Annotated in this window: 29 protein-coding genes and 1 pseudogene; 13 read left to right on the top strand and 17 right to left on the bottom strand. The window is 68.6% G+C overall.

Annotated features, from left to right (window positions below):
* Positions 1 to 45: 45 nt before the first annotated feature.
* From EPA99_RS12915 to EPA99_RS12875, 9 genes and pseudogenes are all read left to right on the top strand, one after another.
* The gene (locus EPA99_RS12915) at positions 46 to 645 is read left to right on the top strand and encodes a hypothetical protein (protein WP_129471638.1); all 600 of its coding nucleotides are present in this window, start codon (positions 46 to 48) and stop codon (positions 643 to 645) included.
* Between the two features lie 32 nt (positions 646 to 677).
* On the top strand, positions 678 to 1,235 hold the full coding sequence (locus EPA99_RS12910; RefSeq protein WP_129471637.1) for a cob(I)yrinic acid a,c-diamide adenosyltransferase: 558 nt from the start codon (positions 678 to 680) through the stop codon (positions 1,233 to 1,235).
* A 1-nt stretch (position 1,236) separates the two neighbouring features.
* Positions 1,237 to 2,142: a histone deacetylase family protein gene (locus EPA99_RS12905; RefSeq protein ID WP_129471636.1), complete on the top strand. Its 906-nt coding sequence runs from the start codon at positions 1,237 to 1,239 to the stop codon at positions 2,140 to 2,142.
* A gap of 191 nt (positions 2,143 to 2,333) precedes the next feature.
* Positions 2,334 to 4,769, top strand: coding sequence for an LPS assembly protein LptD (gene lptD / locus EPA99_RS12900; protein WP_129471635.1), 2,436 nt, complete (start codon positions 2,334 to 2,336; stop codon positions 4,767 to 4,769).
* Positions 4,770 to 4,789: 20 nt separating this feature from the next.
* Positions 4,790 to 6,118 (top strand): peptidylprolyl isomerase, encoded by a 1,329-nt coding sequence (locus tag EPA99_RS12895; protein WP_425479207.1) that lies wholly within the window; start codon positions 4,790 to 4,792, stop codon positions 6,116 to 6,118.
* On the top strand, positions 6,075 to 7,103 hold the full coding sequence (gene pdxA / locus EPA99_RS12890) for a 4-hydroxythreonine-4-phosphate dehydrogenase PdxA (protein WP_129471633.1): 1,029 nt from the start codon (positions 6,075 to 6,077) through the stop codon (positions 7,101 to 7,103). Before EPA99_RS12895 ends, pdxA begins: the two co-directional genes overlap by 44 nt.
* A complete protein-coding gene (gene rsmA / locus EPA99_RS12885; RefSeq protein ID WP_129471632.1) occupies positions 7,100 to 7,912 on the top strand; it encodes a 16S rRNA (adenine(1518)-N(6)/adenine(1519)-N(6))-dimethyltransferase RsmA in 813 nt (270 codons plus the stop codon). Before pdxA ends, rsmA begins: the two co-directional genes overlap by 4 nt.
* A 120-nt stretch (positions 7,913 to 8,032) precedes the next feature.
* Complete coding sequence (apaG, locus tag EPA99_RS12880) at positions 8,033 to 8,410, top strand: Co2+/Mg2+ efflux protein ApaG (RefSeq protein WP_129471631.1); 378 nt, start codon at positions 8,033 to 8,035, stop codon at positions 8,408 to 8,410.
* Between the two features lie 10 nt (positions 8,411 to 8,420).
* Positions 8,421 to 9,239: pseudogene (locus EPA99_RS12875) on the top strand (symmetrical bis(5'-nucleosyl)-tetraphosphatase); the annotation flags it as partial.
* A 52-nt stretch (positions 9,240 to 9,291) separates the two neighbouring features.
* On the opposite strand, the gene EPA99_RS12870 reads toward EPA99_RS12875, so the two are convergent.
* The 10 genes from EPA99_RS12870 to EPA99_RS12825 all read right to left on the bottom strand — a co-directional run bounded on the left by EPA99_RS12870 (position 9,292) and on the right by EPA99_RS12825 (position 16,117).
* Entirely contained in the window at positions 9,292 to 9,621 is a 330-nt protein-coding gene (locus tag EPA99_RS12870) for a low molecular weight protein tyrosine phosphatase family protein (RefSeq protein WP_129471629.1), read from the bottom strand.
* A 31-nt stretch (positions 9,622 to 9,652) separates the two neighbouring features.
* Positions 9,653 to 10,171 (bottom strand): dihydrofolate reductase, encoded by a 519-nt coding sequence (locus EPA99_RS12865; protein ID WP_206733755.1) that lies wholly within the window; start codon positions 10,169 to 10,171, stop codon positions 9,653 to 9,655.
* Complete coding sequence (locus EPA99_RS12860; protein WP_129471628.1) at positions 10,168 to 10,962, bottom strand: thymidylate synthase; 795 nt, start codon at positions 10,960 to 10,962, stop codon at positions 10,168 to 10,170. The genes EPA99_RS12865 and EPA99_RS12860 overlap by 4 nt, the downstream gene beginning before the upstream one ends.
* Positions 10,962 to 11,846: a prolipoprotein diacylglyceryl transferase gene (lgt, locus tag EPA99_RS12855; RefSeq protein ID WP_129471627.1), complete on the bottom strand. Its 885-nt coding sequence runs from the start codon at positions 11,844 to 11,846 to the stop codon at positions 10,962 to 10,964. The genes EPA99_RS12860 and lgt overlap by 1 nt, the downstream gene beginning before the upstream one ends.
* 110 nt (positions 11,847 to 11,956) lie before the next feature.
* Positions 11,957 to 12,529, bottom strand: a complete 573-nt coding sequence (locus EPA99_RS12850) for a hypothetical protein (protein WP_129471626.1) — start codon at positions 12,527 to 12,529, stop codon at positions 11,957 to 11,959.
* Between the two features lie 233 nt (positions 12,530 to 12,762).
* The gene (locus EPA99_RS12845; RefSeq protein WP_129471625.1) at positions 12,763 to 13,251 is read right to left on the bottom strand and encodes a TPM domain-containing protein; all 489 of its coding nucleotides are present in this window, start codon (positions 13,249 to 13,251) and stop codon (positions 12,763 to 12,765) included.
* Positions 13,251 to 14,174: a TPM domain-containing protein gene (locus tag EPA99_RS12840; RefSeq protein ID WP_129471624.1), complete on the bottom strand. Its 924-nt coding sequence runs from the start codon at positions 14,172 to 14,174 to the stop codon at positions 13,251 to 13,253. Before EPA99_RS12840 ends, EPA99_RS12845 begins: the two co-directional genes overlap by 1 nt.
* Before the next feature lie 12 nt (positions 14,175 to 14,186).
* The gene (locus EPA99_RS12835) at positions 14,187 to 14,825 is read right to left on the bottom strand and encodes a LemA family protein (RefSeq protein WP_129471623.1); all 639 of its coding nucleotides are present in this window, start codon (positions 14,823 to 14,825) and stop codon (positions 14,187 to 14,189) included.
* A gap of 89 nt (positions 14,826 to 14,914) precedes the next feature.
* Positions 14,915 to 15,664 (bottom strand): TerC family protein, encoded by a 750-nt coding sequence (locus tag EPA99_RS12830; protein WP_129471622.1) that lies wholly within the window; start codon positions 15,662 to 15,664, stop codon positions 14,915 to 14,917.
* Between the two features lie 72 nt (positions 15,665 to 15,736).
* Positions 15,737 to 16,117: a diacylglycerol kinase gene (locus tag EPA99_RS12825; protein ID WP_129471621.1), complete on the bottom strand. Its 381-nt coding sequence runs from the start codon at positions 16,115 to 16,117 to the stop codon at positions 15,737 to 15,739.
* A 237-nt stretch (positions 16,118 to 16,354) separates the two neighbouring features.
* Between EPA99_RS12825 and EPA99_RS12820 the strand changes: the two genes are divergently transcribed.
* Complete coding sequence (locus EPA99_RS12820; RefSeq protein ID WP_129471711.1) at positions 16,355 to 17,035, top strand: SGNH/GDSL hydrolase family protein; 681 nt, start codon at positions 16,355 to 16,357, stop codon at positions 17,033 to 17,035.
* The gene (locus EPA99_RS12815) at positions 17,035 to 17,550 is read left to right on the top strand and encodes a VOC family protein (protein ID WP_241688382.1); all 516 of its coding nucleotides are present in this window, start codon (positions 17,035 to 17,037) and stop codon (positions 17,548 to 17,550) included. The genes EPA99_RS12820 and EPA99_RS12815 overlap by 1 nt, the downstream gene beginning before the upstream one ends.
* Before the next feature lie 167 nt (positions 17,551 to 17,717).
* Here the strand turns inward: EPA99_RS12815 and EPA99_RS12810 are convergent, their stop codons facing one another.
* Both EPA99_RS12810 and EPA99_RS12805 read right to left on the bottom strand, forming a co-directional pair.
* Positions 17,718 to 18,989, bottom strand: coding sequence for a sensor histidine kinase (locus tag EPA99_RS12810; protein WP_129471620.1), 1,272 nt, complete (start codon positions 18,987 to 18,989; stop codon positions 17,718 to 17,720).
* A 45-nt stretch (positions 18,990 to 19,034) separates the two neighbouring features.
* Entirely contained in the window at positions 19,035 to 19,736 is a 702-nt protein-coding gene (locus EPA99_RS12805) for a response regulator transcription factor (protein ID WP_129471619.1), read from the bottom strand.
* A gap of 135 nt (positions 19,737 to 19,871) precedes the next feature.
* Between EPA99_RS12805 and EPA99_RS12800 the strand changes: the two genes are divergently transcribed.
* The gene (locus EPA99_RS12800; RefSeq protein ID WP_129471618.1) at positions 19,872 to 20,222 is read left to right on the top strand and encodes a DMT family protein; all 351 of its coding nucleotides are present in this window, start codon (positions 19,872 to 19,874) and stop codon (positions 20,220 to 20,222) included.
* A 117-nt stretch (positions 20,223 to 20,339) separates the two neighbouring features.
* On the opposite strand, the gene EPA99_RS12795 is transcribed toward EPA99_RS12800, so the two are convergent.
* Genes EPA99_RS12795 through nudE form a run of 4 tightly spaced genes read right to left on the bottom strand, consistent with a single transcriptional unit; the run spans position 20,340 to position 22,893 of the window.
* A complete protein-coding gene (locus EPA99_RS12795; protein ID WP_129471709.1) occupies positions 20,340 to 20,663 on the bottom strand; it encodes a YnfA family protein in 324 nt (107 codons plus the stop codon).
* A gap of 13 nt (positions 20,664 to 20,676) precedes the next feature.
* On the bottom strand, positions 20,677 to 21,498 hold the full coding sequence (gene mazG / locus EPA99_RS12790; RefSeq protein WP_129471617.1) for a nucleoside triphosphate pyrophosphohydrolase: 822 nt from the start codon (positions 21,496 to 21,498) through the stop codon (positions 20,677 to 20,679).
* 37 nt (positions 21,499 to 21,535) lie between these two features.
* On the bottom strand, positions 21,536 to 22,351 hold the full coding sequence (gene cysQ, locus EPA99_RS12785; RefSeq protein ID WP_129471616.1) for a 3'(2'),5'-bisphosphate nucleotidase CysQ: 816 nt from the start codon (positions 22,349 to 22,351) through the stop codon (positions 21,536 to 21,538).
* A complete protein-coding gene (gene nudE / locus EPA99_RS12780) occupies positions 22,348 to 22,893 on the bottom strand; it encodes an ADP compounds hydrolase NudE (RefSeq protein ID WP_129471615.1) in 546 nt (181 codons plus the stop codon). The genes cysQ and nudE overlap by 4 nt, the downstream gene beginning before the upstream one ends.
* A gap of 184 nt (positions 22,894 to 23,077) precedes the next feature.
* Here nudE and EPA99_RS12775 point away from each other — a divergent pair, with 184 nt between their 5' ends.
* Positions 23,078 to 23,812, top strand: a complete 735-nt coding sequence (locus EPA99_RS12775; protein WP_129471614.1) for a 16S rRNA (uracil(1498)-N(3))-methyltransferase — start codon at positions 23,078 to 23,080, stop codon at positions 23,810 to 23,812.
* Positions 23,813 to 24,001: 189 nt separating this feature from the next.
* Here EPA99_RS12775 and EPA99_RS12770 read toward each other — a convergent pair whose 3' ends face one another.
* A complete protein-coding gene (locus EPA99_RS12770) occupies positions 24,002 to 24,334 on the bottom strand; it encodes an EF-hand domain-containing protein (RefSeq protein ID WP_129471613.1) in 333 nt (110 codons plus the stop codon).
* Positions 24,335 to 24,612: the final 278 nt, after the last annotated feature.

The raw sequence follows: 24,612 nt of genomic DNA, 5'->3' as shown, positions 1-24,612 counted from the left end.
GGCACTCCGCTAGAATCGAACGCTGTGACGTCCGCTGCCGCCCCCATGAATTCCAACGCCCTGCGCACCACCGCCCTGATCCTGCTCGCCCTGCTGATGGCCGCCACCCGGCTCAACCTGCCGATGACCGCCACCCATCTGGGGCCGGTACCGGATGCGTCGTGGGCAGCGTTCTTCATCGGCGGCTTCTACCTGCGCGGCTGGGGCAGGTGGGCCTTCCCGCTGCTGATGGCGCTGGCCGTGGGCGTGGACTATGTCGTCATCAGCGGCCAGGGCATGAGCTTCTGGCAGCACTATTGCGTCTCGGCCGCCTACTGGTTCCTGGTGCCGGCCTACCTGGCGCTGTGGATGGGCGGCTCGCTGACGCGCCGCGTCTACCGGCAGGCCGATGGCCGCGCGCTGGCCGTGCTGGCCGCCGCGCTGGTGGCCTCGGTGACGCTGTGCCACCTGCTCAGCCAGGGCAGCTTCTACTGGATCAGCGAGGTCGTCGCCCAGCCCACCCTGGCCGGCTGGTGGAAGAACTTCAGCGACTGGTACCTGCCGTACCTGCGCACCACGGCGATCTACGTGGGCCTGGCGATCATCGTCCACGTCGGCGTCGAGCAGACCTGGCGCCTGACCCATCCGCGCAAGGCCACGCGCTGAGCGCGGCCGCCTGCTGAGACAACGGTCGACGCGTGGGCCACCGCCTTTCCAGGATCTATACGCGCACGGGCGATGACGGCAGCACCGGCCTGGGCGACGGCAGCCGCACCGGCAAGGATTCGGCCCGCGTGTCCGCCTACGGCACCGTCGATGAAGCCAATGCCTGCATCGGCCTGGTGTTGGCCGCGCCCAGCGTGCCGGAAGACATCCGCGCCCTGCTCACCACTGTGCAGCACCAGCTGTTCGACCTGGGCGGGGAGTTGTGCATCCCTGGCCATGCCGCCATCCAGGCCGCCGACGTGCAGGCGCTGGAACGGCACCTGGACCACCACAACGACGCCTTGCCGCCGCTGAAGGATTTCATCCTGCCCGCCGGCGGCGAGGCCTCGGCGCGCTGCCACGTGGCACGCACCGTGGTGCGCCGCGCCGAACGCGAGACCGTGGCCCTGTCCAGGCTGGAGCCCGTGCGCGCGGAAGCCATCGGCTACCTCAACCGGCTCTCGGACCTGCTGTTCGTGCTGTCGCGCGTGCTGGCCCGCGCCGAGGGCCAGGGCGAAGTGCTGTGGAACCACCAGCGGCGGCACGGCTGAGATGCTCGTCCTCACCCACCCGGCCTGCCTGGCCCACGACCCCGGCCCGGAGCATCCCGAGCGCAGCGCGCGCCTGCAGGCGGTGCTGGAGGTGCTGCGCCGCGACCACGCCGACGCGGACTGGCGGGAAGCGCCGCTGGCCAAGCTGGGCGACCTGCGCCGGGTCCACACCCCGGAGCTGATCGAGGCGGTGATGGAGGCGGACTTTTCCGGCTACCGCATGCTCGACCCGGACACGGTGATGAGCCCTGCCTCGCGCGCGGCGGCCCTGCGCGCGGCCGGCGCCGCCATCGCGGCGGTGGATGCGGTCATGGACGGCAACGACCCGGTGGCCTTCTGCGCCGTGCGCCCGCCGGGCCACCACGCCACCGGCGCGGCGGCCATGGGCTTCTGCCTGCTCAACAACGTGGCCATCGCCGCGGCCCATGCGCTGGACCGTCATGGCCTGGAGCGAGTGGCCATCGTCGACTTCGACGTCCACCACGGCAACGGCACCCAGGCGATCTTCTACGAAGAGCCGCGTGTGGCTTACTTCAGCACCCACGAGTCGGGCCTGTATCCCTACGGCGGGGCGCCCTCCGAGCGCGGCGTGGGCAACATTCACAACGTGCTGCTGCCGCCGGGCAGCGATGGCTTCCGCTTCCGCAATGTCTGGGAAGACCTGCTGCCGGAACTGGAGGCCTTCCGCCCGCAGCTGCTGCTGGTCTCGGCCGGCTTCGACGCCGACCTGCGCGACCCGCTGGCCAACCTGATGCTCGATGCCGAGGACTTCGGCTGGCTCACCGCCCAGCTGCGCCAGCTGGCGCGCCGCCACGCCAGCGGTCGCCTGGTCTCCCTGCTGGAAGGCGGCTACGACCTGGACGCCCTGCGCGATGGCGTGGCCGCGCATACCGCGCAACTGCGCTGAGGGCGGCCCTCGCCCCGGTCCGGACTGCCGACCCGCGCCGCCCACGCCGCCGTGACGCCCGATGCGGGACCCTACCGGCCGGGCTGGGCCGGATGAACCCCACCTCTCGCCAACCTGACACCTTCATTGCCGCCTCGCTCCCGATACGGCAATCTAGCCGCCGTTTTTCGACCTGACGGACCACCGCCCGCGTGCGACGAGCTCTTCGCCTGCTGCCCATCCCCCTCGGCATTGCCCTGGCCCTGCCAGCCATTGCACAGCAGACCGGCAGCAAACCCGAGAGCTGGGGACTGTGCCGTGTCCAGGACGCCATTCCCGCCTTCGATACAGGAAACGGCCAGCCCGCGCCTGCGGCCGCCAATGCCGAGGCCGCGCGTCAGGCGCGCGAGCAGGCGCCGACCGAGATCGAGGGCGACACCCTGGACGGCGGGGAAACCCAGGCCCAGTACAAGGGTGATGTCCGCCTGGTGCGCGGGGACCAGTTCCTCAACGCCGACAGCCTGGACTTCAACCAGGATGACCAGAGCTATGTGGCCGACGGCCATGTCCGCTACCAGGACAGCGGCATCCGCCTGATCGCCGCGCGCGCCGAAGGCAACCAGGGCACGGACACCCACCGCATCGAGAACGTCCAGTACCAGCTGGTCAACCGCCGCGGCAATGGTGGGGCGGACTTCATCGAGATGGCCGGCGCCGACGGCGCCCTGCACGGCTCGACCTACACCACCTGCGACCCGGACGACCGCCACTGGGCCATGCGCGCCCGGCGCATCGACTTCAACACCGACGACGGCTGGGGCGTGGCCCACGGCGCGACCATCCGCGTCGGCAAGCGCGAACTGCCGGTGTTCTATTTCCCGTGGGCCAAGTTCCCCATCGACGACCACCGCCAGACCGGCCTGCTGTATCCGGCCATCGCCAACAACGGGCGCAATGGCTTCGATTACCGGCAGCCGATCTACCTGAACCTGGCGCCGAACTACGACGCCACGCTGGAACCGCGGATCATGACCCGGCGCGGCATCCAGCTGGGCGGCGAGTTCCGCTATCTGTACGAGCGCGGCCGCGGCGAGGTCAGCGGCAGCTGGATCCCCTCCGACGACCTGGTCGCGCGTCGCCGTCAGGATTACGAGAACGGCGAGGAAATCCGCTACAACGACCCGCTGAAGGAGAAGAACCGCGGCTCGCTGCGCTTCGACGGCTCGCACAACGTCAGCAGCCAGTGGCAGGCGCGCGCCGGCCTGATCTGGATCAGCGACGAGCGCTACCTGGAAGACAACGGCAATTCGGCCTACGGCATGGCCCAGTCCATCCTGCAGAGCCAGATCGGCCTGTACGGCCAGGGCGCTTACTGGGATGCCGGCGTCATGGCCGACCGCCAGCAGCTGGCCGACTACACGCTGACCGACGGAGTGCTGCCCTACAACCGCGTGCCGCGCCTGTACTTCAATTGGGAACAGCCCTTCGGCCACACCCTGACCCTGGGCGCCAAGACCGAGCTGGTGAACTTCCAGCACGAGGACCCCAGCCGGGGCAGCGGCAGTCGCCTGGACCTCAAGCCCTACGTGTCCATGCCCTTCAGTGGCGCGTCCTGGTACGTCACCCCGACCCTGGCCTATCGCTACACCGCCTACCAGCTCAGCGACCGCCTGGCGCAGAGCCTGGCCGGCCAGGACCAGACCCCGAACAAGGACCCGACCCGCAGCCTGCCCATCGCCACCCTGGATGCCGGCCTGTTCTTCGAGCGCGACACTGAGATCGACGACAAGCCCTACCTGCAGACGCTGGAGCCGCGCCTGTTCTACCTGAATGCGCCGTACCGCAACCAGGACGACCTGCCGCTGTTCGATACCCGCGCCTTCACCTACAGCTGGGGCCAGCTGTTCCGCGACAACCGCTACTCCGGTCCGGACCGCCAGTCCGATGCCAACCAGCTGACCATGGCGCTGAGCAGCCGCCTGCTGCGCCAGTCCGACGGCAAGGAAAAGCTCTCGGTCAGCCTGGGCCAGATCCTGTACTTCGATGACTCGCGGGTCACCCTGTGCAACCAGAGCACCGGCTACTGCGAGCGCGAAGTGGAACAGGGCAAGTCGGCCTGGGTGGCCGATGCCAACTATGCCCCGACCGACCGCTGGACCATCGGCGCCTCCTACCAGTGGGACCCCAAGTACCGCCGCGCGGACCTGGCCAGCATCCGTGGGCGCTACCTGTTCCGCGACGATGGCGTGGTCAACATCTCCTACCGCTATCGCCGCGAGTTGCTGGAGCAGGCGGACCTGTCCTTCCTGTACCCCATCAATCCCAGCTGGAGCGTGGTGGGGCGCTACTACTACTCGATCCTGGACCAGAAGCCGCTGGAGACCATCGCCGGTGTGCAGTGGGACAGCTGCTGCATGGCCGTGCGCCTGCTCGCCCGCCGCTTCGTGCGTAACCGCGAGGGCGATCTGAACAACGCCATCCAGTTCGAATTCGTGTTCAAGGGCCTGGGCTCGGCCGGCCAGAACACGGACCAGACCTTGCGCCGTGCTATTCTCGGCTACTACCGCGACGACCTGTATCTGGTGCCGCCGAGCAACGCCGCGACGGGCTCGCAGACCGACAATTCCGGCCCGGATTCGATCCTATGAAGACCATGTCCCCACGTTCGATGTTCAAGGGCTCGCTGCTGGCCGGCCTGATCGCCACCGCGCTGGCCGCCGCGCCTGCCTTCGCCCAGGACGCCGCCGCGGCCCGGCCGCTGGACGGCATCGCCGCCATCGTCGATGAGGACGTGATCCTCACCAGCGAGCTCGACCGCGCCGTGGCCAACGTCAAGGCCCAGTACGCCAACCAGCCGGGCCAGCTGCCGCCCGAGGACGTCCTGCGTCGCCAGGTCGCCGAGCGCCTGGTGCTGGTCAAGCTGCAGGTCGCTCGCGCCAACGGCAGCGGCATCCGCGTGGGCGACCAGGAAGTCAACGCCGCCATCGCCAACATCGCCCAGCAGAACAACACCACGGTCGATGGCCTGCGCCAGCGCCTGGCCGCCGACGGCCTGGATTTCGACGGCTTCCGCGAATCCATCCGCGATGAGATCACCGTCCAGCGCCTGCGCCAGAGCTATGCGCAGAGCCGCGTGCAGGTCAGCGAGAGTGAAGTGGACGCGGCCATGGCCGCTCAGGCCAACAACGGCACCCAGTACCACCTGGCGCACATCCTGGTCGGCCTGCCCGACGGCGCCAATGCCGAGCAGATCGCCACCGGCCAGAAGAAGATCGAAGGCGTCAAGGGCCTGATCGACCGCAACGAGATGGACTTCTCCGCCGCGGCCGTGCGCTACTCGGACAGCCCCAATGCGCTGGAAGGCGGCGACCTGGGCTGGCGCAGCCAGGACGAGATCCCGCAGGCCTTCGCCGAGATGCTCAAGAACATGCAGCCCGGCCAGGTGGTCGGCCCGATCCGCGGCCCGTCCGGCTTCCAGCTGCTGAAGCTGGTGGAGACCCGCGACGCCTCGCAGGCCGCGGCCAATACCCAGAAAGTGACCGAGTACCAGGCCCGCCACATCCTGGTGCGCATCACCCCGGTGCAGGACGCCGACGCGGCCAAGGCCAAGATCGACACGCTGCGCGCGCGCGTGGCCGGCGGCGCCAAGTTCGACGAGGTGGCCAAGGAGTCCTCCGAGGATGCCAACTCCAAGAGCGAAGGCGGCGAGCTGGGCTGGTTCCCGGCTGACGCCTACGGCCCGGATTTCGCCAAGGCTGTGACCAGCGTCGGCGACGGCGAGGTCAGCGCGCCCTTCCGCACCGAGGCCGGCTGGCACATCCTGCAGCGCGAAGGCAGCCGCGAGACCGACGTGACCGACCAGAACCGTCGCGCTCAGGTCCGCGACACCATCGGCCGCCGCAAGCTGGAAGACGAGTACAACCGCTTCCTGCAGGAAATGCGCGGCGAAGCCTATGTCGACATCCGCACCGCAGCCGCCCCTGCCACCGGCAGCTGAGCGGCCCCACCTGGCACTGGTGCCGGGTGAGCCCGGCGGTGTCGGCCCCGAGTTCTGCATCCGGTTGGCGCAGCAGCGCCGGCCAGATTGCCGTGTCACCGTCTACGCCGACCCGGACACGCTGGCCGCGGCCGCGCGCCTGCTGGGCCTGCCCCTGCGGATCCTGGCCCAGCACCAGGCCGATGCGGCCTGGCAGGCCGGCGATGTGGTCCTGCACCCGGTGCGCAACGCCGCGCCCGCGCGCTTCGGCATCGCCGACCCGGCCAACGCCCAAGCGGTGATCGGCGCCCTGAGCGAGGCCTCCGATGGCTGCCTGGCGGGCCGCTACGACGGCATCGTCACCGGGCCGGTGCACAAGGCCGCGGTCAACGCCGGTGGCATCGCCTATTCGGGCACGACCGAACTGCTGGCCGGCCGCGCCGGTTGCGACGTGGTCATGATGCTGGCCAACGAGATCGTGCGCGTGGCGCTGGTCACCACCCACCTGCCGCTACGCGCGGTCGCCGACGCCATCACCCCGCAGCGCCTGCGCCAGCGCCTGCAGATCACCCACGCCGCCCTGCGCCGCGACTTCGGCATCGCCGAGCCGGTGATCGCCGTGCTCGGCCTCAACCCGCATGCCGGCGAAGCCGGGCACCTGGGCATGGAAGAGATCGAGGTGATCGAACCGGTCATGGCCGAGCTCAACGCCCAGGGCATGCGCCTGGTGGGCCCGTTGCCGGCCGATACCGCGTTCCTGCCGGACAAGCTGCGCCGCTTCGATGCGGTGATGGCGATGTACCACGACCAGGGGTTGCCGGTGCTCAAGTACAGCGGCTTCGAGCAGGCCGTGAACCTGACACTGGGCATGCCCTATCCGCGGGTGGCCGTGGACCATGGCACCGCCCTGGATCTGGCCGGCAGCGGCCGCGCCAATCCTTCCAGCTTCATGGCCGCCGTCGCCACCTGCGCCCGGCTCGCCCAGCACCGCAAGGCTTCCCGATGACCCGCTCCAACGCCGGCGACGGCACCGCGTTTTCCGCCCCGGCCAAGAAGGCGCTGGGCCAGCACTTTCTGGCCGAGCAGCTGTACATCGACAAGATCGTCGGCTCGGTCGACCCCAGGCCCGGCGACCGCCTGGTGGAGATCGGCCCGGGCCAGGGCGCCATCACCCTGCCCTTGCTGCGCCGCCATGGCGAGTTGACCGCCATCGAGTTCGACCGCGACCTGATCGAACCGCTGACCCATGCCGCGCGCGAGATCGGAACGCTGCACATCGTCCATTCGGACGTGCTCAAGGTGGACCTGACCGAGCTGGCCGGTGGGGGCCAGATCCGCCTGGTCGGCAACCTGCCCTACAACCTGTCCTCGCCGATCCTGTTCCATGCGCTGGACCATGCCGGCGCAATCCGCGACATGCACTTCATGCTGCAGAAGGAGGTCGTGGACCGCATGGCCGCCGGCCCCGGCAGCAAGGTCTACGGCCGCCTGAGCGTGATGCTGCAGGCCTACTGCCAGGTCACCGCGCTGTTCAATGTGCCGCCGGGCGCGTTCCGCCCGCCGCCGAAGGTGGACTCGGCCGTGGTGCGCATGGTGCCGCGCGAGGCGGCCACGCTCGGCATCGACAACCCCCGGCGCCTGTCCGAGGTGGTGCGCGCGGCCTTCGGCCAGCGCCGCAAGACCTTGCGCAACGCGCTGTCCACGGTCTGCGACAGCAGCGCGATCGAAGCGGCCGGCCTGCGCCCGGATGCGCGCGCCGAGCAGATCGAGGTCGCCGATTTCATCCGACTGGCGAATAGCCTAAGAAACGAGTGAATAGGAACGAGGAACGAGTGCCTGATCTCGATTCCGATCTTCCCACTCGTTTCTCGTTCCTCACCACTCGTTCCTCGCTTCTCGCCGCCCGCCTCACGCCCGCTTGTTAAACTGGCCGGCATGAAGACCGACTATGCCATCGACGTCGACGTCGCGACCCGCTTCCTGGATGAGCGTTCCATTCCCCAGGAAAGTCGCTACGCCTTCGCCTATACCATCAACATTCGCAACACCGGGCAGGTGCCCGCGCGCCTGATTTCGCGCCACTGGATCATCACCGATGCCAACGGCAAGGTGGAGGAAGTCAGCGGCGAAGGCGTGGTGGGCGAACAACCGCGCCTGCGTCCTGGCGAAGTGTTCCAGTACACCTCCGGCACCGTGCTGGAAACCGAGTACGGCGTGATGCGCGGCAGCTACGACATGCTGGCCGACGACGGGACGCAGTTCTCGGCGACCATCGCGCCGTTCACGCTGTCCATTCCCCGAACCCTGCACTGAGGTCGCCCCCATGAGTATCTGGGCCATCGGGGACCTGCAAGGGTGCTACGACGTCACGCAGCGGCTGCTGGAAAAGATCCGCTTCGATCCGGCGCGCGACCAGCTGTGGTTCTGCGGCGACCTGGTCAATCGCGGTGGACAATCGCTGGAGACCCTGCGGCTGGTGCATTCGCTGCGCGCGCAGAGCGTGGTCGTCCTGGGCAATCACGACCTGTCCCTGCTCGCCGTTGGCGCGCGCTCGGAAGAAGAGCAGCGCAAGGTCAATCCCGACCTCCAGCGCGTGGTGCTGGCGCAGGACCGCGACGTCCTGCTGGACTGGCTGCGCAAGCAGAAGCTCGTGCACGTGGACCGCACGCTGGGCTGGATGATGCTGCACGCCGGCCTGGCGCCGAAGTGGACCGTGCCACTGGCCGAGCGCTACGCGCGCGAGGTCGAGCAACAGCTGCATGGCGACAACTACCGCCGCCTGCTGCGCAACATGTACGGCGACAAGCCGCACTGGTCCACCGGCCTTGCCGGCTACGACCGCTGGCGCGCGATCATCAACGTGTTCACGCGCATGCGCTACTGCACCCCGCGGGGTCGCCTGGCGATCGAGGAGAAAGGCGCGCCCGGCACCCAGGCCCAGGGCCTGTACCCGTGGTACGAAGTCCCGGGCCGGGCCGAGCGCGAACTCAAGATCGCCTGCGGGCATTGGTCCACCCTGGGACTGATGCTCGGCCACGGCGTGCACATGCTGGACACCGGCGCGGTGTGGGGCGGCAAGCTCAGCGCCCTGCAGCTGGACAGCGAAGACCTGCGCCTGGTGCAGGTGCCCGGGCGCGAAGTACCCGCGGGCGGCAAACACGACTGAGCAGGCCGCCGGCGCGATGCGCCGGCGCTCAGCGCATCGGCAGGAAGCGCGTCACCTTCCGGTGCAGCAGCGCGATCAGGTCCGGGTCCATGTAGGCGTAGTCGTCCGGGATATCCAGGCAGACCACGCGCGCGGCCCCCAGGTGCGCGCCGAATCGCGCCGACAGCCGCCGGCGATGCACCGGCTCCATGACGAAGATCAGCTGCGCCCAGCGCAGCAGCTCGGGCGTGACCGGCTGGCCGGCCTCGTGGCCGAGCCCGGCCGATGCGGTTTCCACGCCGGGCCAGTCGGCGAAGACCTGCTCGGCCGTCGGACTGCGCAGGCGGTTCTGGGTGCAGACGAACAGGACCTTCAGCATCCCTGCCCTCCTCGATGCGCGCGGCGGCCGATCAACCGGCGCGCACGTAGTCCACGAAGTCGAAGGCGAAGGCGTGACGCGCATCGGCCGGGTGCGCACTGCGCGCCGATTCCTTCCACTGCCGCGCATCGAAATCGGGGAAGGAGGCATCGGCCGCTTCCACCGCCGTGTGCACCAGGGTCAGCAGCAGCGCATCGGCCCGCGCCAGCGTCAGCGCGTAGACCTCGCCACCACCGATCACGCACAGTTCCTGCGCGCCCTGCTCCTGCGCCCGGGCGATCGCCGCATCGACCGAATCGACCGCCACCATGTCCGCGAACGGCACCTGCCCGCTGCGCGTCAGCACCAGGTTCAGGCGCCCGGGCAACGCGCGCCCTAGCGATTGGGCAGTCTTGCGCCCCATCAGCACCGGCTTGCCCAGGGTCAGCGCCTTGAAGCGCTTGAGGTCGTCGGGCAGCCGCCAGGGCAGGTCGTTGTCGCGGCCGATGGCGCGGTTGCGGTCCATCGCGGCGATGAGGGTGATGGAGAGCCGGGACCGGTTCTCCGTCATACCGCCACCGGCGCCTTGATCGCCGGATGCGGGTCGTAGCCGTGGATCTGGATGTCGTCGAAGGTGAAGCCGAACAGGTCGGTCACCTCAGGATTGAGCTCCAGCCTGGGAAGCGGCCGCGGCGTGCGGGTGAGTTGCTCGCGCGCCTGCTCGTAGTGGTTGGAGTACAGGTGCGCATCGCCCAGGGTGTGCACGAAATCGCCCACGCCCAGCCCCGTTGCCTGGGCCACCATATGGGTCAGCAAGGCGTAGCTGGCGATGTTGAACGGCACGCCCAGGAAGATGTCGCCGCTGCGCTGGTACAGCTGGCAGCTGAGCTTGCCCTCGACCACGTAGAACTGGAACAAGCTGTGGCAGGGCATCAGCGCCATCTTGGGCAGCTCGGCCACGTTCCAGGCGCTGATCACCAGGCGCCGCGAATCGGGATTGCGCTTGATCTCCTCCACCAGCCACTGCATCTGGTCGAAGGTCTTGCCGTCGGCGCCTTCCCAGCTGCGCCACTGCTTGCCGTAAACCGGGCCCAGCTCGCCCTGCGCATCGGCCCACTCGTCCCAGATGCTGACCTTGTTGTCCTTCAGGTAGGCGATGTTGGTCTCGCCGCGCAGGAACCACAGCAGCTCGTGGATGATCGAGCGCAGGTGCAGCTTCTTGGTGGTGACCAGGGGGAAGCCTTCGTTCAGATCGAAGCGCATCTGCCAGCCGAACACGCTGCGCGTGCCGGTGCCGGTGCGGTCGGACTTTTCCGTGCCCTGTTCCAGCACATGTCGCAACAGGTCGAGGTACTGGCGCATCAGGCGGTCTCGGGCAGCGGGGAGGGATGGAGCGTGGGCGCACGGCGCGAGAGCCACAGCAGGAACACGCCCAGCAGGACCAGCGGCACGCTGAGCAGCTGGCCTTCGGTCAGCCAGCCCCAGGCCAGGTAACCGACCTGGGCGTCGGGCACGCGCACGAATTCGACCAGGATGCGGAACACGCCATAGAGGATGGCGAACCAGCCGGACACCGCGTAGCGCGGGCGCGGCTTGCGCGAGAACCACCACAGCACGCAGAACATCGTCAGCCCTTCGAGGAAGGCCTGATACAGCTGCGAGGGGTGGCGTGCGAACACGTCCAGCGCGCCGGAGGCGTACTGCGCCTGGATCTGCTCCGGGGTGAGCTGGAGTCTGGTGATGTTGGGATCGGTGCTGGGGAAGATCACGCCCCAGCCGGCCTGGGTGTACTTGCCCCAGAGCTCGGCGCCGATGAAGTTGCCCAGCCGTCCCAGGCCCAGGCCCGGCGGCACCAGCGGGGCGACGAAATCCACCGTGTCGAAGAAATGCAGCTTGTGCTTGCGCGTCCACAGGCCCGCGGCGATCAGCACGCCCAGCAGACCGCCATGGAAGCTCATGCCGCCTTCCCACACGCGCAGGATCATCAGCGGGTTGGCCAGCAGGTCGCCAAAGGAATAGAACAGCACGTAGCCGATGCGCCCCCCCAGCACCACGCCGAGCATGCCGTAGAACAGCAGGTCGGAGAAATGATCCACCGTCACCCCCGGCAGGCGCCCCTGCAGGATGCGGCGGCGACCCAGCCACCAGGCCAGCGCGAACGCCAGGGCGTAGGCGATCCCGTACCAGTGCACCTTGAGCGGCCCGAGGGACAGGGCGATGGGATCGATCTGGTGCAGGTACGTCATCGAGAAGGGCAGCCGGAGAAACGAGCCCTATTTTGCCGCAGGCCGCGCCCCACCGCATGGCGGGGAGGCGCCTGCGCATCGGCCGTGGCGGCCGACGCGCGCTGGTGTCCTCAGGGCGCCAGGCGTGCGCGCTTGGCGATCAGGGCGGCCTGCTGGTGGAACAGCCGCAGGCTGGCCACCTGCAGGGCCATGGTGGCCTGCTCGGCCAGGTGCTCGTTGCTGCCATCCAGATAGGCTTCCACCAGGCCGCGGTCGCGCTTGCAGGCTTCCAGCAGCTGATGGGCGCTGGAGGCCTGGCAGGCCCGGCTGACCTCATCCAGGAACACCTCGCGCTCCTTGATGGCCCCATGCAGGGCCATGACCGCCTGCACCAGGGAAAAGGCGCCCAGCGCCCAGGCCATGTCTCCCAGCGCGGGCGCCAGGGTGACCAGGGCGAACCCGGCGAAGCCGACCGCGCGCAGGCGCGAGGAGCGCGCATTCTCGCTGGGCAGGGTCCACTGGTACTGGCAGATGCATTCAAAGGCGCACAGCACCGCTGCCAGCGCCGCCAGGACGTTGGCGCCCGCGGCCACCAGCCCCACCCCGGCCACCACGGCCGTGGCCATCAGCCGACCATCGGGCTTGAGCGCGCGGCGATACAGCGAGGGCAGATGGTCGAGCGTCTGGCGGAGCATGTCGTGCATGACGGAACCTGGCGGCAATGTGCGGAAGCGACTTCCGGAAGATCGTCGGCTGGGCGGGAAACTTGAGCCCGCCCAGCCGCTGGCACAGGGATTCACGCTTTTTCCGATGGACGGTCCGGCGTGAAGCCTGCGTGAGGATCAAAGCCCAAAGCGCGGCCCAACACAACCGCCAAAGCCTGAACGCCTTGGCGATCAAGGCGTTAGAGAACCGCGACGGCCCAATGGCGCCCTGTTCAGTCCAGCAGATGCGGCAGGTCGGACAGCTCGTTGTCGCGTGCGCCACCGGGCGGGAAGTGCTGGGCGATCAGGTCCGAGGCCGCCTCCACCCCGGCGATGGCGGCGTGCTGGGCGCTGCCCTGCTGCATCAGCGCCTCGATGCGGGCACACACCGCCTGCCACTGCGCGGGCGTCACCTTCCCCGCAAAACCACGGTCGGCCACGATCTCGATGTGGTGGTCGGCCAGCAGCAGGTAGATCAGCACCCCGTTGTTGTGCTCGGTGTCCCAGGTGCGCAGGCGCGCGAAGGCTTCCTCGGCGAACACGCGCGGCGGCACCCCGCGCCAGACCGCGCCCGCCGGCAGGGCGGCATCCACCGCGAACATGACCTGGCCGACGTGGCGCTGCTCGCCCGCGGCGATGGCATCGGCGATGCGGTGCAGGCAGTCCTCGGAGAACAGCCGGCTGGCCGACGGCGCGAACAGGTGACGCAGCAGGCGCGACATCACCAGCTCCCCGAGGCGCCACCGCCTCCGGAAGAACCACCGCCGCCGCCCCAGCCGCCACCGCCGCCGAAGCCCCCGCCCCCGCCGAAGCCGCCACCACCCCAACCGCCCCCGAAGCCGCCACCGCCGCCCCATCCCCCCCAGCCACCATGACTGGCGAAACGGCGGCCGGAACTGGACACCAGGCCGATCAGCAGGCCCAGCACGCCGGCCACGCCGCTGGCCAGCCACAGCGAGGAGAACAAGAAGGCGGCCGCAGCCGCGCCGCCGCCGGCCAGCAGGCTGCGCAGGGGACGCGGCGCGCGCGAGAACACCGCACGCACCAGGTTGGCGGCAAACAAGCCGGCGATGAGCGCGAAGATCCAGCCCCCACCCGCCCGCCGCCGCTGTTCGGCACGGACATCGTGGGTGCTGATCGGGGTCGGCAGGGTCTCGCCATCGATCAGCTTGACCAGGGTCGCGCTGGCCTCCTGGATGCCGCCGGCGAAGTCGCCCTGGCGAAACCGCGGCACCAGGTACTCCTGGATCACGCGGTTGGCGATGGCATCGGGGATGGCGCCTTCCAGGCCGTAACCGGGCTGGATCCGCACGCGACGATCGTCCTTGGCCACCACCAGCAGCACGCCATCATCCACGCCCTTGCGTCCCAGCTTCCACTGGTCGAACACGCGCTGGGTGTACTGCTCGATGGTTTCCGGCTGCGTGCTGGGGATCATCAGCACCTGCAGCTGGCTGCCCTTGCGCTGCTGCAGGGCCCGGGCCTGCTGTTCCAGTTGCTGCCTCTGCGCGGCGTCCAGGGTGCCGGTGGTGTCCACCACCGGCGAATCCAGCGCCGGGATCGCCGCCTCCTGCTGCGCCCCCGCCGGCAGCCACGCCAGCCACAGACACAGGGCCAGCCACAGACGCGGCACGAAACGGATCATCGCGGTGGTCCGTCAGCCGCCCGGCTGCGGCTGGGCCGGTGCCTGCTGCTGCGGCGAGGCCGGCGGCGGGGCGCTGAAATCCACCTGCGGCGCTTCGGAGATCTGGGCTTCGTTGGCCACGGTGAAGTTGGGCTTCTCCTTGGCCCCGGTCACCTTGGCGGTCAGCACCTGTGGGAACTGGCGGATGTAGGTGTTGTAGTCCTGCACCTGCTGGATGTAGCGGCCGCGGGCCACGGTGATGCGGTTCTCGGTGCCCTCCAGCTGCGCCTGCAGGTCGCGGAAGGACTGGTCGGACTTGAGGTTGGGATAGTTCTCGCTGACCACCAGCAGGCGCGACAGCGCGCTGGACAGCTGGCCCTGGGCCTGGGAGAACTGCTGCAGCGAGGCGGCATCGTCGGCGTTGACCTGGATCTGGCCCACGCGGGCGCGGGCATTGGTGACCTCGGTCAGCACCTGGCGTTCCTGCTGGGCATAGCCCTGCACGGTCTTGACCAGGTTGGGGATCAGGTCGGCGCGGCGCTTGTACTGGTTCAACACCTCCGACCAGCTGGCCTTCACCGCTTCGTCCTTCTGCTGGATGGTGTTGTAGCCACAGCTGGACAGCACAGCGACCAGACACATCAACAACACGGCACGGGCGAACAGGCGCATGTCACACACTCCAGTTGACGGCGGCCGAGGCCGCCGGAAAGCTTTGGGGATGGGGTCACGTCACGCTTGGTGGAGCCAAGGTGCCCGTTTTACCACTGTCCAGCACCAGGGACGTCATGGGCCGCGGCGCGGCGGCGCATCAGCAGGTTCAGCACCTCCACCAGCACCGAGAACCCCATGGCCGCGTAGATGTAGGGCTTGGGCACGTGCACGTCCAGGCCATCGAGCACCAGCACCACGCCGATCATCAGGATGAAGGCCAGCGCCAGCATCTTCACGGTCGGGTTGCGGTCGATGAACTCTCCCAGCGGATTGGCCGCCAGCAGCATCACCGCCACCGACAGCAGGATCGCCGCGATCATCACCGGGATCTGCTGGGCCATGCCCACCGCGGTGATCACCGAATCCAGCGAGAACACGATATCGATGATGGCGATCTGCAGGATCACCAGCCCGAACACGCCGCTGGTCTTGCTGGTGGTGGGGTCCTCGTCCTCGCCGCCGGTGATCATCTCCTTGATCTCCATGCTGCCCTTGATCAGCAGGAACAGGCCGCCGACCACCAGCACCAGGTCGCGGATGGAGATGCCCATGCCGCCCACGGTGAACAGGTCGTTCTGCATGCGCGCCAGGAACGCCAGCGACACCAGCAGCGCGATGCGCGTCAGGCAGGCCACGGCGATGCCGAAGCGGCGCGCGGTCGGGCGCTGGGCCTCGGGCAACTTGCTGACCGCGATCGAGATGAACACCAGGTTGTCGATGCCGAGCACGATTTCCAGGGCGCTCAGGGTGATCAGGGTCAGCCAGACATTGGGGTCGGCCAGGAACTCGAAACTCATGGAGGGGGGTCCTAGGAACGAAGGGGAACGCAGCGAACGCGGGCAGTGTCGGTCATGCGCGCGATGACAGTGTCAGAACAACCGAGGCAGCAGAATCAGCGCCCAGCACAGCAGCACATTGAACATCACCAGCAGCACGGCGGCCGATCCCATGTCCTTGGCGCGACCGGCCAGCACATGGTGTTCCGGGCCGTAGCGCTCGATCACCGTCTCGATGGCCGAATTGAGCAATTCCACGCAAAGCACCAGCAGCAGGCTGCCGACCAGCAGCGCCCGCTCGACCCCATCGGCACCAAGCCAGGCGCCCAGCGGGGCCAGGATCACGAACAGCACCACTTCCAGGCGAAAGGACGACTCGTGCAACCACGCCGCCTGCAGCCCCTGCAGCGACCACTGCGTGGCCTTGAGCATGCGCGCCGGGCCGCGCGGCCTGTGGCCGAAGGAGTCGGCCATGGTCAGGACTGTCCTGGACGTGGTCGTCCCGCGGCGGGGGCGTGCGTGAGGGCCATGAGACGATGGATCGGGAAAGAGGGGCACGATTTTGCCACAGCCGCCCTCCACCCCGGGGCCGGCGCCCGCGCCACGGACCGCTTTGGCACCACACCGCAACAAGGGAGACATCGCATGAACCGTCCATCCACCGCCCTGATCGCCGCGCTGCTCGCGCTGACCCTGGGAGCCTGCCAGACGATGCGCCCGCAGGCCTCGCCGGCCGCCAGCGCGCCAAGCGCCTCGGCGCAGTCCGCCGCCCCGACCGTCGGCAAGGAGGGGCAAGTCTCCAATGCCGCCTGGGAACAGGACATGCGCGACTTCGCCGCCAGGGATGCGGCCAATCCGCCGCCGCGCGATGCGGTGCTGTTCATCGGCAGCTCCTCCATCCGCATGTGGGAGACGCTGGCGCAGGATTTCCCCGGCACGCCGGTCATCAACCGTGGCTTTGGCGGCTCGGAAGTGCGCGACAGCACCTGGTACGCCGACCGCATCGTCACGCCGTACAAGCCACGCCAGATCGTGTTCTACGCCGGCGACAACGACCTCAACAGCGGCCGTAGCCCGCAGCAGGTGGCGGCCGATGTCCAGGCCTTCATCGCCCGCGTCCGCCGCGACCTGCCCGGCGTGCCGGTGGTCTATCTGTCGATCAAGCCCAGCCCCTCGCGCGCGAACCTGCTGCCGCAGATCCGCCAGGCCAATGCGCTGATCCAGCAGCGCACGGCGCAGATGCGCGACGTGCGCTACGTGGACGTATTCACCCCGATGCTGGGGCCGGATGGCCAGCCGCGCCCGGCGCTGTTCCGCGAGGACATGCTGCACATGACCGCCGACGGCTACGCGCTGTGGACCAAGGCGCTGGCGCCCTACATCGCGCCGTAATGCCCCCCCCTGACCTGGATGGCGCTGCCGCGCCGTCCTTCAACGCCTGGAGCCACGCCATGCCCGTCCCGTACAAGCCGCAGGGCTATCACGCGGTCACCCCGTACCTGATCGTCGACGGCGCCGATGCCGCGCTGGCCTTCTACCGCGAGGCCTTCGATGCCGAGGAGATCTTCCGCCTGCCGATGGGCCACAAAGTCGGCCATGCCGAATTCCGCATCGGCGATAGCTTCATCATGCTCTCCGACGAATGGCCGGAGCTGGACCAGACCGGGCCGCACGCGCGCGGTGGCACCACCGTGTCGCTGATGGTGTACGTGCCCGACGTGGATGCGGCGGTGGACCAGGCCGCCAACGCCGGCGCCAGCATCGAGCGCGAGCCCCAGGACCAGCCCTGGGGCGACCGAACCGGCACGGTGATCGATCCCTTCGGCCACCGCTGGACCCTGGCCACGCATCTGGAGGACGTGCCGGTGGAGGAGATCCGGCGGCGCCTGGCTTTGGGCGAGGAGTGAGCGGTGGGGCGAGGAGTGAGGAGTGAGCGAAGGCGAGGAGTGGTGGAAGCTGCGCTTCTCGGAGTCATCCGCGCGAACAACTTTGCAGGAAGTGCAGCTTCCGCTCACTCCTCACTCCCCGCCTTACCCCCTCACTCCTCGCTTTCACCTACTCACTTCCCAGCCCCTCAGGGCTGAAAGCGGATCACCGCGCTCGTCCCCTGCCCCAGCGCGCTGGTCAGCTCGACCTTCCAGCCGAAGCGGGCGCACAGGCGCGAGACGATGGACAGGCCCAGGCCGGTGCCGTGCGGGCGCGACTCGTCGGCGCGGTAGAACGGTTCGAACGCGCGCGACATGACGTCTTCGGTCATGCCGATGCCGGTGTCGCGCACCGTGACCCGATCGGTGTCGACGATGACATCGATGCGCCCCTCATCGGTATAGGCGCAGGCGTTGCGCAGCAGGTTGCTGATCACCACGTGCATCACCCGCGAGGAGGCGTACAGCCGCGGCCGGGCATTGCAGGTGACCTCCAGGTCGATGGGCTTGCCGATCAGCATGTCGCGTGCGCTTTCGGCCTCGTCCAGCACCACCTCGGCCAGGTCGAAGGTGTCGCGCTGCGGCTCCACGTCGCTGTCGCGCGCCAGGATCAGGAAGGCATCGATCACCGCCTCCATTTCGCGTCCGGCGCGCTGGATGCGGTGCAGCGAGCGCACCACGCGCGGCGTGGACGCCTCGGCCAGGGCCAGATCGCTGGCCACGCGGATCACGGTCAAGGGCGTGCGCAGCTCGTGGCTGGCATCGCGGGTGAAATCGCGTTCGCGCTCGATCTGGGTCGAGACCCGCTGCGCCAGGTCGTGCAGGGTGATGGCCAGCGTCTTGATCTCGCCCTGCACATCGCCTGGCAGCCGCTCGGCCGACAGCGCCGCCGCATCCGGCCGGCGCGGGTCCCACTGCGCCACCTGCTGGGCCAGCCAGTTGACCGGCGACAGCACGCGCTTGGACAGCTTGTAGGTCAGCCAGCACACCAGGTAGATCACCGCCAGGGTCAGCACGATGGGCACCGTGCCGAACCAGAACGCCAGCTGGTCCACCTGCGAGCGCAAGGACACCAGGTACAGGCGACCGAGCCGGCGCTCGTCCACCAGCACCATCAGGCCATCGCCGTGCAGTTCGTGGAAACCCGGCGAGAGGTCGCGCAAATCCTCGGGCAGCGCCAGTGGCGAGTCGCCCTTGAGCAGCAGGTAACCGCGCAGGTTGCGGGTATTGGGCGGCGGCTGCACGCCGGAAGCGCCGTACAGCTCCCAATAGTGCTCGGCCTCTTCCTTGAGCATCGCGTTGACCAGGCTGTGCTTGACCACCGCCGAGATCAGGAAGATCGCCGCGCAGATGGCAATACTCACCAGCCCCGCCTGGATCAGGAAGGTGATGCGGATCTTGCGCTTGAGCCCGTGTGTCATGTCAGCCCAATCCCGGCGCGCGGCCGGGTCGCGTCACCATGCCGCTCAGGAGATGTCCGCGATGCGGTAACCGGCGCTCTGCACGGTATGCAACAACTGCTTGTCGAACGGCTTGTCGATGACCTTGCGCAGGTTGTAGAGATGGCTGCGCAGGGTGTCCGAATCGGGCAGGCCATTGCCCCAGATCTCCCGTTCGATTTCCTGGCGGGTCACCACGCGGGGCGACTCGCGCATCAGGATGGTCAGCAGGCGCAGCCCGATCGGCGAGAGCATCAGCTCGGTGCCACCACGGGTAACCCGCATGCTCACCGGGTCCAGCACCAGGTCGGCCACCTTGAGCACTTCCGAGCCGACCTGGCGGCGCTCGCGGCGGATCAGCGCGCGCAGGCGCGCTTCCAGCTCCTGGATGGCGAAAGGCTTGGTCAGGTAGTCGTCGGCGCCGGTGCCCAGGCCGTTGAGCTTGTCGTCCAGGGTGTCGCGCGCGGTCAGCATCAGCACCGGGGTGGACTTGCGCGCCTCGCTGCGCAGGCGGCGGCAGACTTCCAGCCCGTCCATGCGCGGCAGCATCAGGTCCAGGATCAGCACGTCGTAGCTGTTCTCGGTGGCCAGGCGATAGCCATCGAGTCCGTCGGAGGCGTAGTCGACTTCGAAGCCCTTGCTTTCCAGATATTCCCCGATCATCTCGGAAATGTTGCGGTTGTCTTCGACAACCAGCACCAGGCCCGAGGTTTCCTGCACATGTCGCATTACCGTCTCCGGAGGACTTCAGCTTTGTGAAGCTAAGGGGTTCGAAGTGGAAGACACGTGAAGAACACCGCGCCGATGCCCACCGCTCAGCGCCGGCTTGCTACCGTGCGCCACCCTCCTCCTGATTCAGCCGCCATGCTCGACCGCATCCTGCCCATCGCCCTGCTGCTGGGCTCCAACATCTTCATGACCTTCGCCTGGTACGGGCATCTCAAGCACAAGAGCGCGCCGCTGTTCGTGGCCATCCTGGCCAGCTGGGGCATCGCCTTCTTCGAGTACATGCTGCAGGTGCCGGCCAACCGCATGGGCAGTGCGGTGTACTCGGTGGTGCAGCTTAAGACCATCCAGGAAATCCTGACCCTGGTGATCTTCGCCGGCTTCTCCACCTGGTACCTGGGGCAGCCGCTGAAGTGGAACCACTACGCGGCCTTCGCGCTGATCGTCGGCGCGGCCTTCTTGATGTTCTACGACCCTGGCGCGAAGTGATCAGAAACGAGTGAAGAGGAACGAGGAACGAGTGGGCAACGCCGCTATCCACGGGAAGCCCGCACTCGTTTCTCGTTTCTCGTTTCTCGTTACTGGTTTCTCGTTCCTCACCCGGCGTCAGCCAGGGCGCGGCCCGCACATGATGACCGCCATGCCCGCCAGGCACAGGCATGCGCCCAGGACATCCCAGCGCGTGGGCCGGACGCCGTCCACCAGCCACAGCCAGCCCAGGGCCACGGCGATGTAGACGCCACCGTAGGCGGCGTAGACGCGCCCGGAAGCGGTGGGGTGCAGGGTCAGCAGCCAGGCGAACAGCGCCAGGCTCGCCGCCGCCGCCGGCAGCAGCCAGGCCGATCCGTCCTGCCGCAACCAGCGCCAGGGCAGATAGCAGCCCAGGATCTCGGCAAGCGCGGTCAGCAGGAACAGGCCCAGGACCTTCATCGTCACCGCGCCCTCAGGCGGCTCCGTCGCGCTCGGCCTGCTTGACCCGCTGCCAGCAACGCTCCTGCTCTTCCAGCGACAGGTCGGCCAGCGGCTGCCCCTGGCCAGCGGCCAGCACTTCCATTGCGCGGAAACGACGCTCGAACTTCAGGTTGGCCCGGCGCAGCGCGGTCCCGACATCCACCCCGGACTTGCGCGCCAGGTTGGCCGCCACGAACAGCACGTCGCCGATCTCGTCCTCCAGCCGCTGCTGCCGGTCCGGGCCGGGCGGGAGCGCCAGTTCGGCCTGGACCTCGTCGGCCTCCTCGCGCAGCTTGTCCAGCACGGGAAGCGGGCCTGGCCAGTCGAAGCCGACGCGCGCGGCACGCTTCTGCAGTTTCAGTGCACGCTGCCATTCGGGCAGCCCACGGGCGATACCGGCCAGGGCCGAGGTGTCGGTCTGTCCCTTGTCCGCACGTTCGCGGGCCTTGATCGCATCCCAGTTGGCGCCGACCTGCGCGGCATCGGCCCCGGCCAGGTCGCCGAAGACATGCGGATGCCGACGCTCCATCTTGTCGCAGATCGACTCCACCACCTCGCCGAAGGCGAATGCGCCCTGCTCGGCCGCCATCTGCGCATGGAACACCACCTGCAGCAGCAGGTCGCCCAGCTCGTCCTTCAGGTCGTGCAGGTCGTTGCGGTCGATGGCATCGGCGACCTCGTAGGCCTCTTCCACCGTGTACGGGGCGATGGAGGCGAAGTCCTGCTGCAGGTCCCAGGGGCAACCGCCCTGGGGGTCGCGCAGCCTGGCCATGATCCGCAGCAGGCGGTCGATCTGTTGTGCGGGGGCACTCATGCGGATGTCCTTTGATACCGGCCTGCGGGGCGGCGACTCACTCCTGCGCGGCCACCTCGGGCACCCAGCTGCGCCAGGGCAGCGTGGCATCGCCCAGGGCCATGAAATCGCCATTGAGCAGGGTCTCGCGGCGGTTGTAGCGGAAGGCGCGGCCATCGGGCGCAAGCAGCACGCCGCCGGCCGCTTCCAGGATGCACTGCCCCGCCGCGGTGTCCCACTCGCAGGTCGGGCCGAACCGCGGGTAGACGTCCAGCAGGCCTTCGGCGATGCGGCAGAACTTCAGCGAGGAACCCAGGGCCACGGTCTGCGCATCGCCGATGCGGGCGAGCAGCGCGTCGGTGCGCGGGTCGCGATGCGAACGGCTGGCCGCGACCTTCAAGGTAGCGCTGGCCGGGCGGCGCACGCGGATCAGGCGGTCGGTCTCGCCTTCGCGCAGGAACGCGTCGCGCCCTTCCTGCGCGTGCCAGACCTGGCCGGTGACCGGGGCCAGGATCACCCCGAACACCGGCCGGTGGTCCTCGATCAGGGCGATGTTGACGGTGAACTCGCCGTTGCGTTTGACGAACTCGCGGGTGCCATCGAGCGGATCGACCAGCCAGTAGGTCGGCCAATCCTGGCGCACCGACCAGGGCACATGCGCCCCTTCTTCGGACAGCAGCGGCAAGCCGGGGGTGAGCCGGTGCAGGCCTTCGGCGATCACGCGATGGGCGGCCAGGTCGGCCTGGGTCAGCGGGCTGTGGTCGGCCTTGTGCTCGACTTCGAAGCCACGCTCGTAGACCTGAAGGATGGCGGACGCGGCCTCGCGCGCGATGGCGATGACGGCCTCGTGGATATCGGGGGTAATGCGGGTCAAGCGTTCTTCAACCATTCTCGTGCAATGAACAACGCCGCAAGCGACCGTCCTTCGGAGAAATCCTCGCGCAGCATCAATTCATGCAGCGCATCCAGCTTCCACGGCACGACTTCCATGTCCTCGGGCTCATCGCCCGGCAGTTTTCCCGGGTACAGGTCGCGCGCGACGACCAACCAGGACTGGTGGTTCATGTAGGTCGGGGCCAGGGTCATCTGCCGCAGCGCATCCAGCCTGCGCGCGCCATAGCCTGCCTCTTCCTTCAGTTCCCGGTCGGCCGCTTCCAGCGGGGTCTCGCCCGCATCGATGCGCCCCTTCACCAGCCCCAGCTCGTAACGGTGCATGCCGGCCGCGTACTCGCGCACCAGCAGCACCGTCTGATCGTCCAGCATCGGCACCACGACCACCGCGCCATGTCCGCGCGCCAGCATGCGCTCGAACTGGCGGCGTTCGCCGTTGGAAAACTCCAGGTCCAGCTGCTCGGCCTTGTAGAAGCCTGCCGGCTTCTCGGTCACGCCATGGATGGTCGGCAGGCGGCGACTCATGCGCAGGTTCCAGCGTCGCGCGGGAGGCTTGCCGATATCATGGAGGGATGCGAACGGACGATCATGTGGGCGCAATCCTAGCAGGTCGGCGTGACCGACCCGATGACCTGGGCGTGCCACCGCGGCGACCCGTCCTGGCCTTTGCCGCAGGCCCCCGCCCACCGTTGGCCTGGAGCCCGAACACATGCGCCTGACCCGCTGCTTCGTCGACCTGCCCCTGCAGCCTGGCGCCGAGATCTTGCTACCAGACGATGTGGCCGGCCATCTGGTGCGGGTCCTGCGCCTGCGTGAGGGCGAGGCCTGCGTGCTGTTCAACGGCGATGGCCTGGACGTGCCGGCAACCCTGACGCGCGCGGACAAGCGCGAGGTGCGCGTCGTGCTGGGCACGCCAGTGCCGGTTGCGCGCGAATCGCCGCTGCGCATCGGCCTGATCCAGGGCATCGCCCGCGGCGAGAAGATGGACCTGATCCTGCAGAAGGCCACCGAGCTGGGCGTGGCCCAGGTGCATCCGGTCAATGCCGACCGCACAGAGGTGCGCCTGGAAGGCGAGCGCCTGGCCAAGCGCGAGGCGCACTGGCGCAGCGTGATGGTCTCGGCCTGCGAGCAGAGCGGTCGTGCGCAGGTCCCGGCGCTGGCGTCGGTGGCCACGCTGGCCACCGTGTCCGCGCAGCTGCCCATCGAGGGCCTGCGGCTGATGCTGGACCCGGAAGGCGCGGAAACCTTGACCTCGCTTAAGCCCGCACCGGGCGCGCCGGTGCTGGTGGCGATCGGTCCGGAAGGCGGGTGGTCCGAGCGCGATCGCAGCCAGCTGCGTGAGCTGGGCTTCCGCGGACTGCGCCTGGGGCCGCGCATCCTGCGTACCGAAACGGCTGGACTGGCCGCCATCGCGGCGCTGCAGGCCTTGTACGGCGACCTCTGACGTCGCGTGCGCCTTAAGAGAATCTGGTTCAACCCCTCCAAGCAAATCGTGGGCGCGGCTTGAGCGGCGAAGGGGCTTGCGCGAGAGACCGCTTCGCGGCTACTGGCCAAGGCCACACAGAACCGCTCACCTAGGAGGCGCCGGCTGGCTCGATTCGGGCGTGGCGAAACCGGGCCGTCCGGGACCGGCTCAACGCCAGTTGGCCAGTTCCTCGGCGCTGATCTTGCCGTCGCCGTTGGCATCGACCAGGCGGAATTCGCTGTGCAGGGCGTGGGTGTCCGGCACTTCGTCCAGCGTCAGCACGCCATCGCCGTTGCGGTCCAGGTCGGCGATGGTCACCTTGTAGTCCGAGGCGTTGGCCAGCTGGCGGTTCTGGCCCCAGGTCAGGTTGACCGGGCCTTGTGGACCGTCGATCAGCTGGGTCCCGCCGTTCTGGCGGTCGCGCAGCTCGCTGGTGGCCACCTGCGCCAGCGCGGGCATCGACACCAGGCCGAGCATGGCGATGAGGATCCGGACGTTCATGGCTTACCTCCTCGGTCAAAGCGCGGACTTTAAGCCGGCCCGGATGACCTGCCCGTGCACGCCGCGCCCCATCCCCCGCGCCGCAGCATCTTGACACGTGCAGGGCGCAACTCCACTGTAAGCCCACCAGGGGAATCGCATAAGGACATCACGCCCGCAGCCGCGGGACGCGTGGGCCAGGCCCAGCACAGGCGCAAGATGCGCCACGTCGTTCGCGCAGGCCCAGCGGCCTTGCGCCCGCACTCGATGACCAGCCGACACCTGCGATGGGTGGATGG

The sequence above is a fragment of the Pseudoxanthomonas composti genome (genome assembly GCF_004122095.1).
Classification (GTDB): domain Bacteria; phylum Pseudomonadota; class Gammaproteobacteria; order Xanthomonadales; family Xanthomonadaceae; genus Pseudoxanthomonas_A; species Pseudoxanthomonas_A composti.
The sequence above is the reverse complement of the archived record's forward strand: the minus strand, read 5'-3'. Positions and strand labels throughout refer to the sequence as shown.

Coding starts and splice junctions, on each gene's coding strand:
- EPA99_RS12815 (WP_241688382.1), top strand. CDS start 17,035: ATGCCCCCCCCTGACCTGGATGGCGCTGCCGCGCCGTCCTTCAACGCC.
- EPA99_RS12845 (WP_129471625.1), bottom strand. CDS start 13,251: ATGTCGCGCCTGCTGCGTCACCTGTTCGCGCCGTCGGCCAGCCGGCTG.
- EPA99_RS12905 (WP_129471636.1), top strand. CDS start 1,237: ATGCTCGTCCTCACCCACCCGGCCTGCCTGGCCCACGACCCCGGCCCG.
- EPA99_RS12825 (WP_129471621.1), bottom strand. CDS start 16,117: ATGGCCGACTCCTTCGGCCACAGGCCGCGCGGCCCGGCGCGCATGCTC.
- rsmA (WP_129471632.1), top strand. CDS start 7,100: ATGACCCGCTCCAACGCCGGCGACGGCACCGCGTTTTCCGCCCCGGCC.
- EPA99_RS12860 (WP_129471628.1), bottom strand. CDS start 10,962: ATGCGCCAGTACCTCGACCTGTTGCGACATGTGCTGGAACAGGGCACG.
- EPA99_RS12795 (WP_129471709.1), bottom strand. CDS start 20,663: ATGAAGGTCCTGGGCCTGTTCCTGCTGACCGCGCTTGCCGAGATCCTG.
- EPA99_RS12835 (WP_129471623.1), bottom strand. CDS start 14,825: ATGCGCCTGTTCGCCCGTGCCGTGTTGTTGATGTGTCTGGTCGCTGTG.
- EPA99_RS12895 (WP_425479207.1), top strand. CDS start 4,790: ATGTTCAAGGGCTCGCTGCTGGCCGGCCTGATCGCCACCGCGCTGGCC.
- EPA99_RS12810 (WP_129471620.1), bottom strand. CDS start 18,989: ATGACACACGGGCTCAAGCGCAAGATCCGCATCACCTTCCTGATCCAG.
- EPA99_RS12775 (WP_129471614.1), top strand. CDS start 23,078: ATGCGCCTGACCCGCTGCTTCGTCGACCTGCCCCTGCAGCCTGGCGCC.
- pdxA (WP_129471633.1), top strand. CDS start 6,075: ATGTCGACATCCGCACCGCAGCCGCCCCTGCCACCGGCAGCTGAGCGG.
- EPA99_RS12770 (WP_129471613.1), bottom strand. CDS start 24,334: ATGAACGTCCGGATCCTCATCGCCATGCTCGGCCTGGTGTCGATGCCC.
- EPA99_RS12870 (WP_129471629.1), bottom strand. CDS start 9,621: ATGCTGAAGGTCCTGTTCGTCTGCACCCAGAACCGCCTGCGCAGTCCG.
- apaG (WP_129471631.1), top strand. CDS start 8,033: ATGAAGACCGACTATGCCATCGACGTCGACGTCGCGACCCGCTTCCTG.
- mazG (WP_129471617.1), bottom strand. CDS start 21,498: ATGAGTGCCCCCGCACAACAGATCGACCGCCTGCTGCGGATCATGGCC.
- EPA99_RS12840 (WP_129471624.1), bottom strand. CDS start 14,174: ATGATCCGTTTCGTGCCGCGTCTGTGGCTGGCCCTGTGTCTGTGGCTG.
- EPA99_RS12830 (WP_129471622.1), bottom strand. CDS start 15,664: ATGAGTTTCGAGTTCCTGGCCGACCCCAATGTCTGGCTGACCCTGATC.
- EPA99_RS12805 (WP_129471619.1), bottom strand. CDS start 19,736: ATGCGACATGTGCAGGAAACCTCGGGCCTGGTGCTGGTTGTCGAAGAC.
- lgt (WP_129471627.1), bottom strand. CDS start 11,846: ATGACGTACCTGCACCAGATCGATCCCATCGCCCTGTCCCTCGGGCCG.
- nudE (WP_129471615.1), bottom strand. CDS start 22,893: ATGAGTCGCCGCCTGCCGACCATCCATGGCGTGACCGAGAAGCCGGCA.
- EPA99_RS12915 (WP_129471638.1), top strand. CDS start 46: ATGAATTCCAACGCCCTGCGCACCACCGCCCTGATCCTGCTCGCCCTG.
- EPA99_RS12865 (WP_206733755.1), bottom strand. CDS start 10,171: ATGACGGAGAACCGGTCCCGGCTCTCCATCACCCTCATCGCCGCGATG.
- EPA99_RS12820 (WP_129471711.1), top strand. CDS start 16,355: ATGCGCCCGCAGGCCTCGCCGGCCGCCAGCGCGCCAAGCGCCTCGGCG.
- EPA99_RS12850 (WP_129471626.1), bottom strand. CDS start 12,529: ATGCACGACATGCTCCGCCAGACGCTCGACCATCTGCCCTCGCTGTAT.
- EPA99_RS12800 (WP_129471618.1), top strand. CDS start 19,872: ATGCTCGACCGCATCCTGCCCATCGCCCTGCTGCTGGGCTCCAACATC.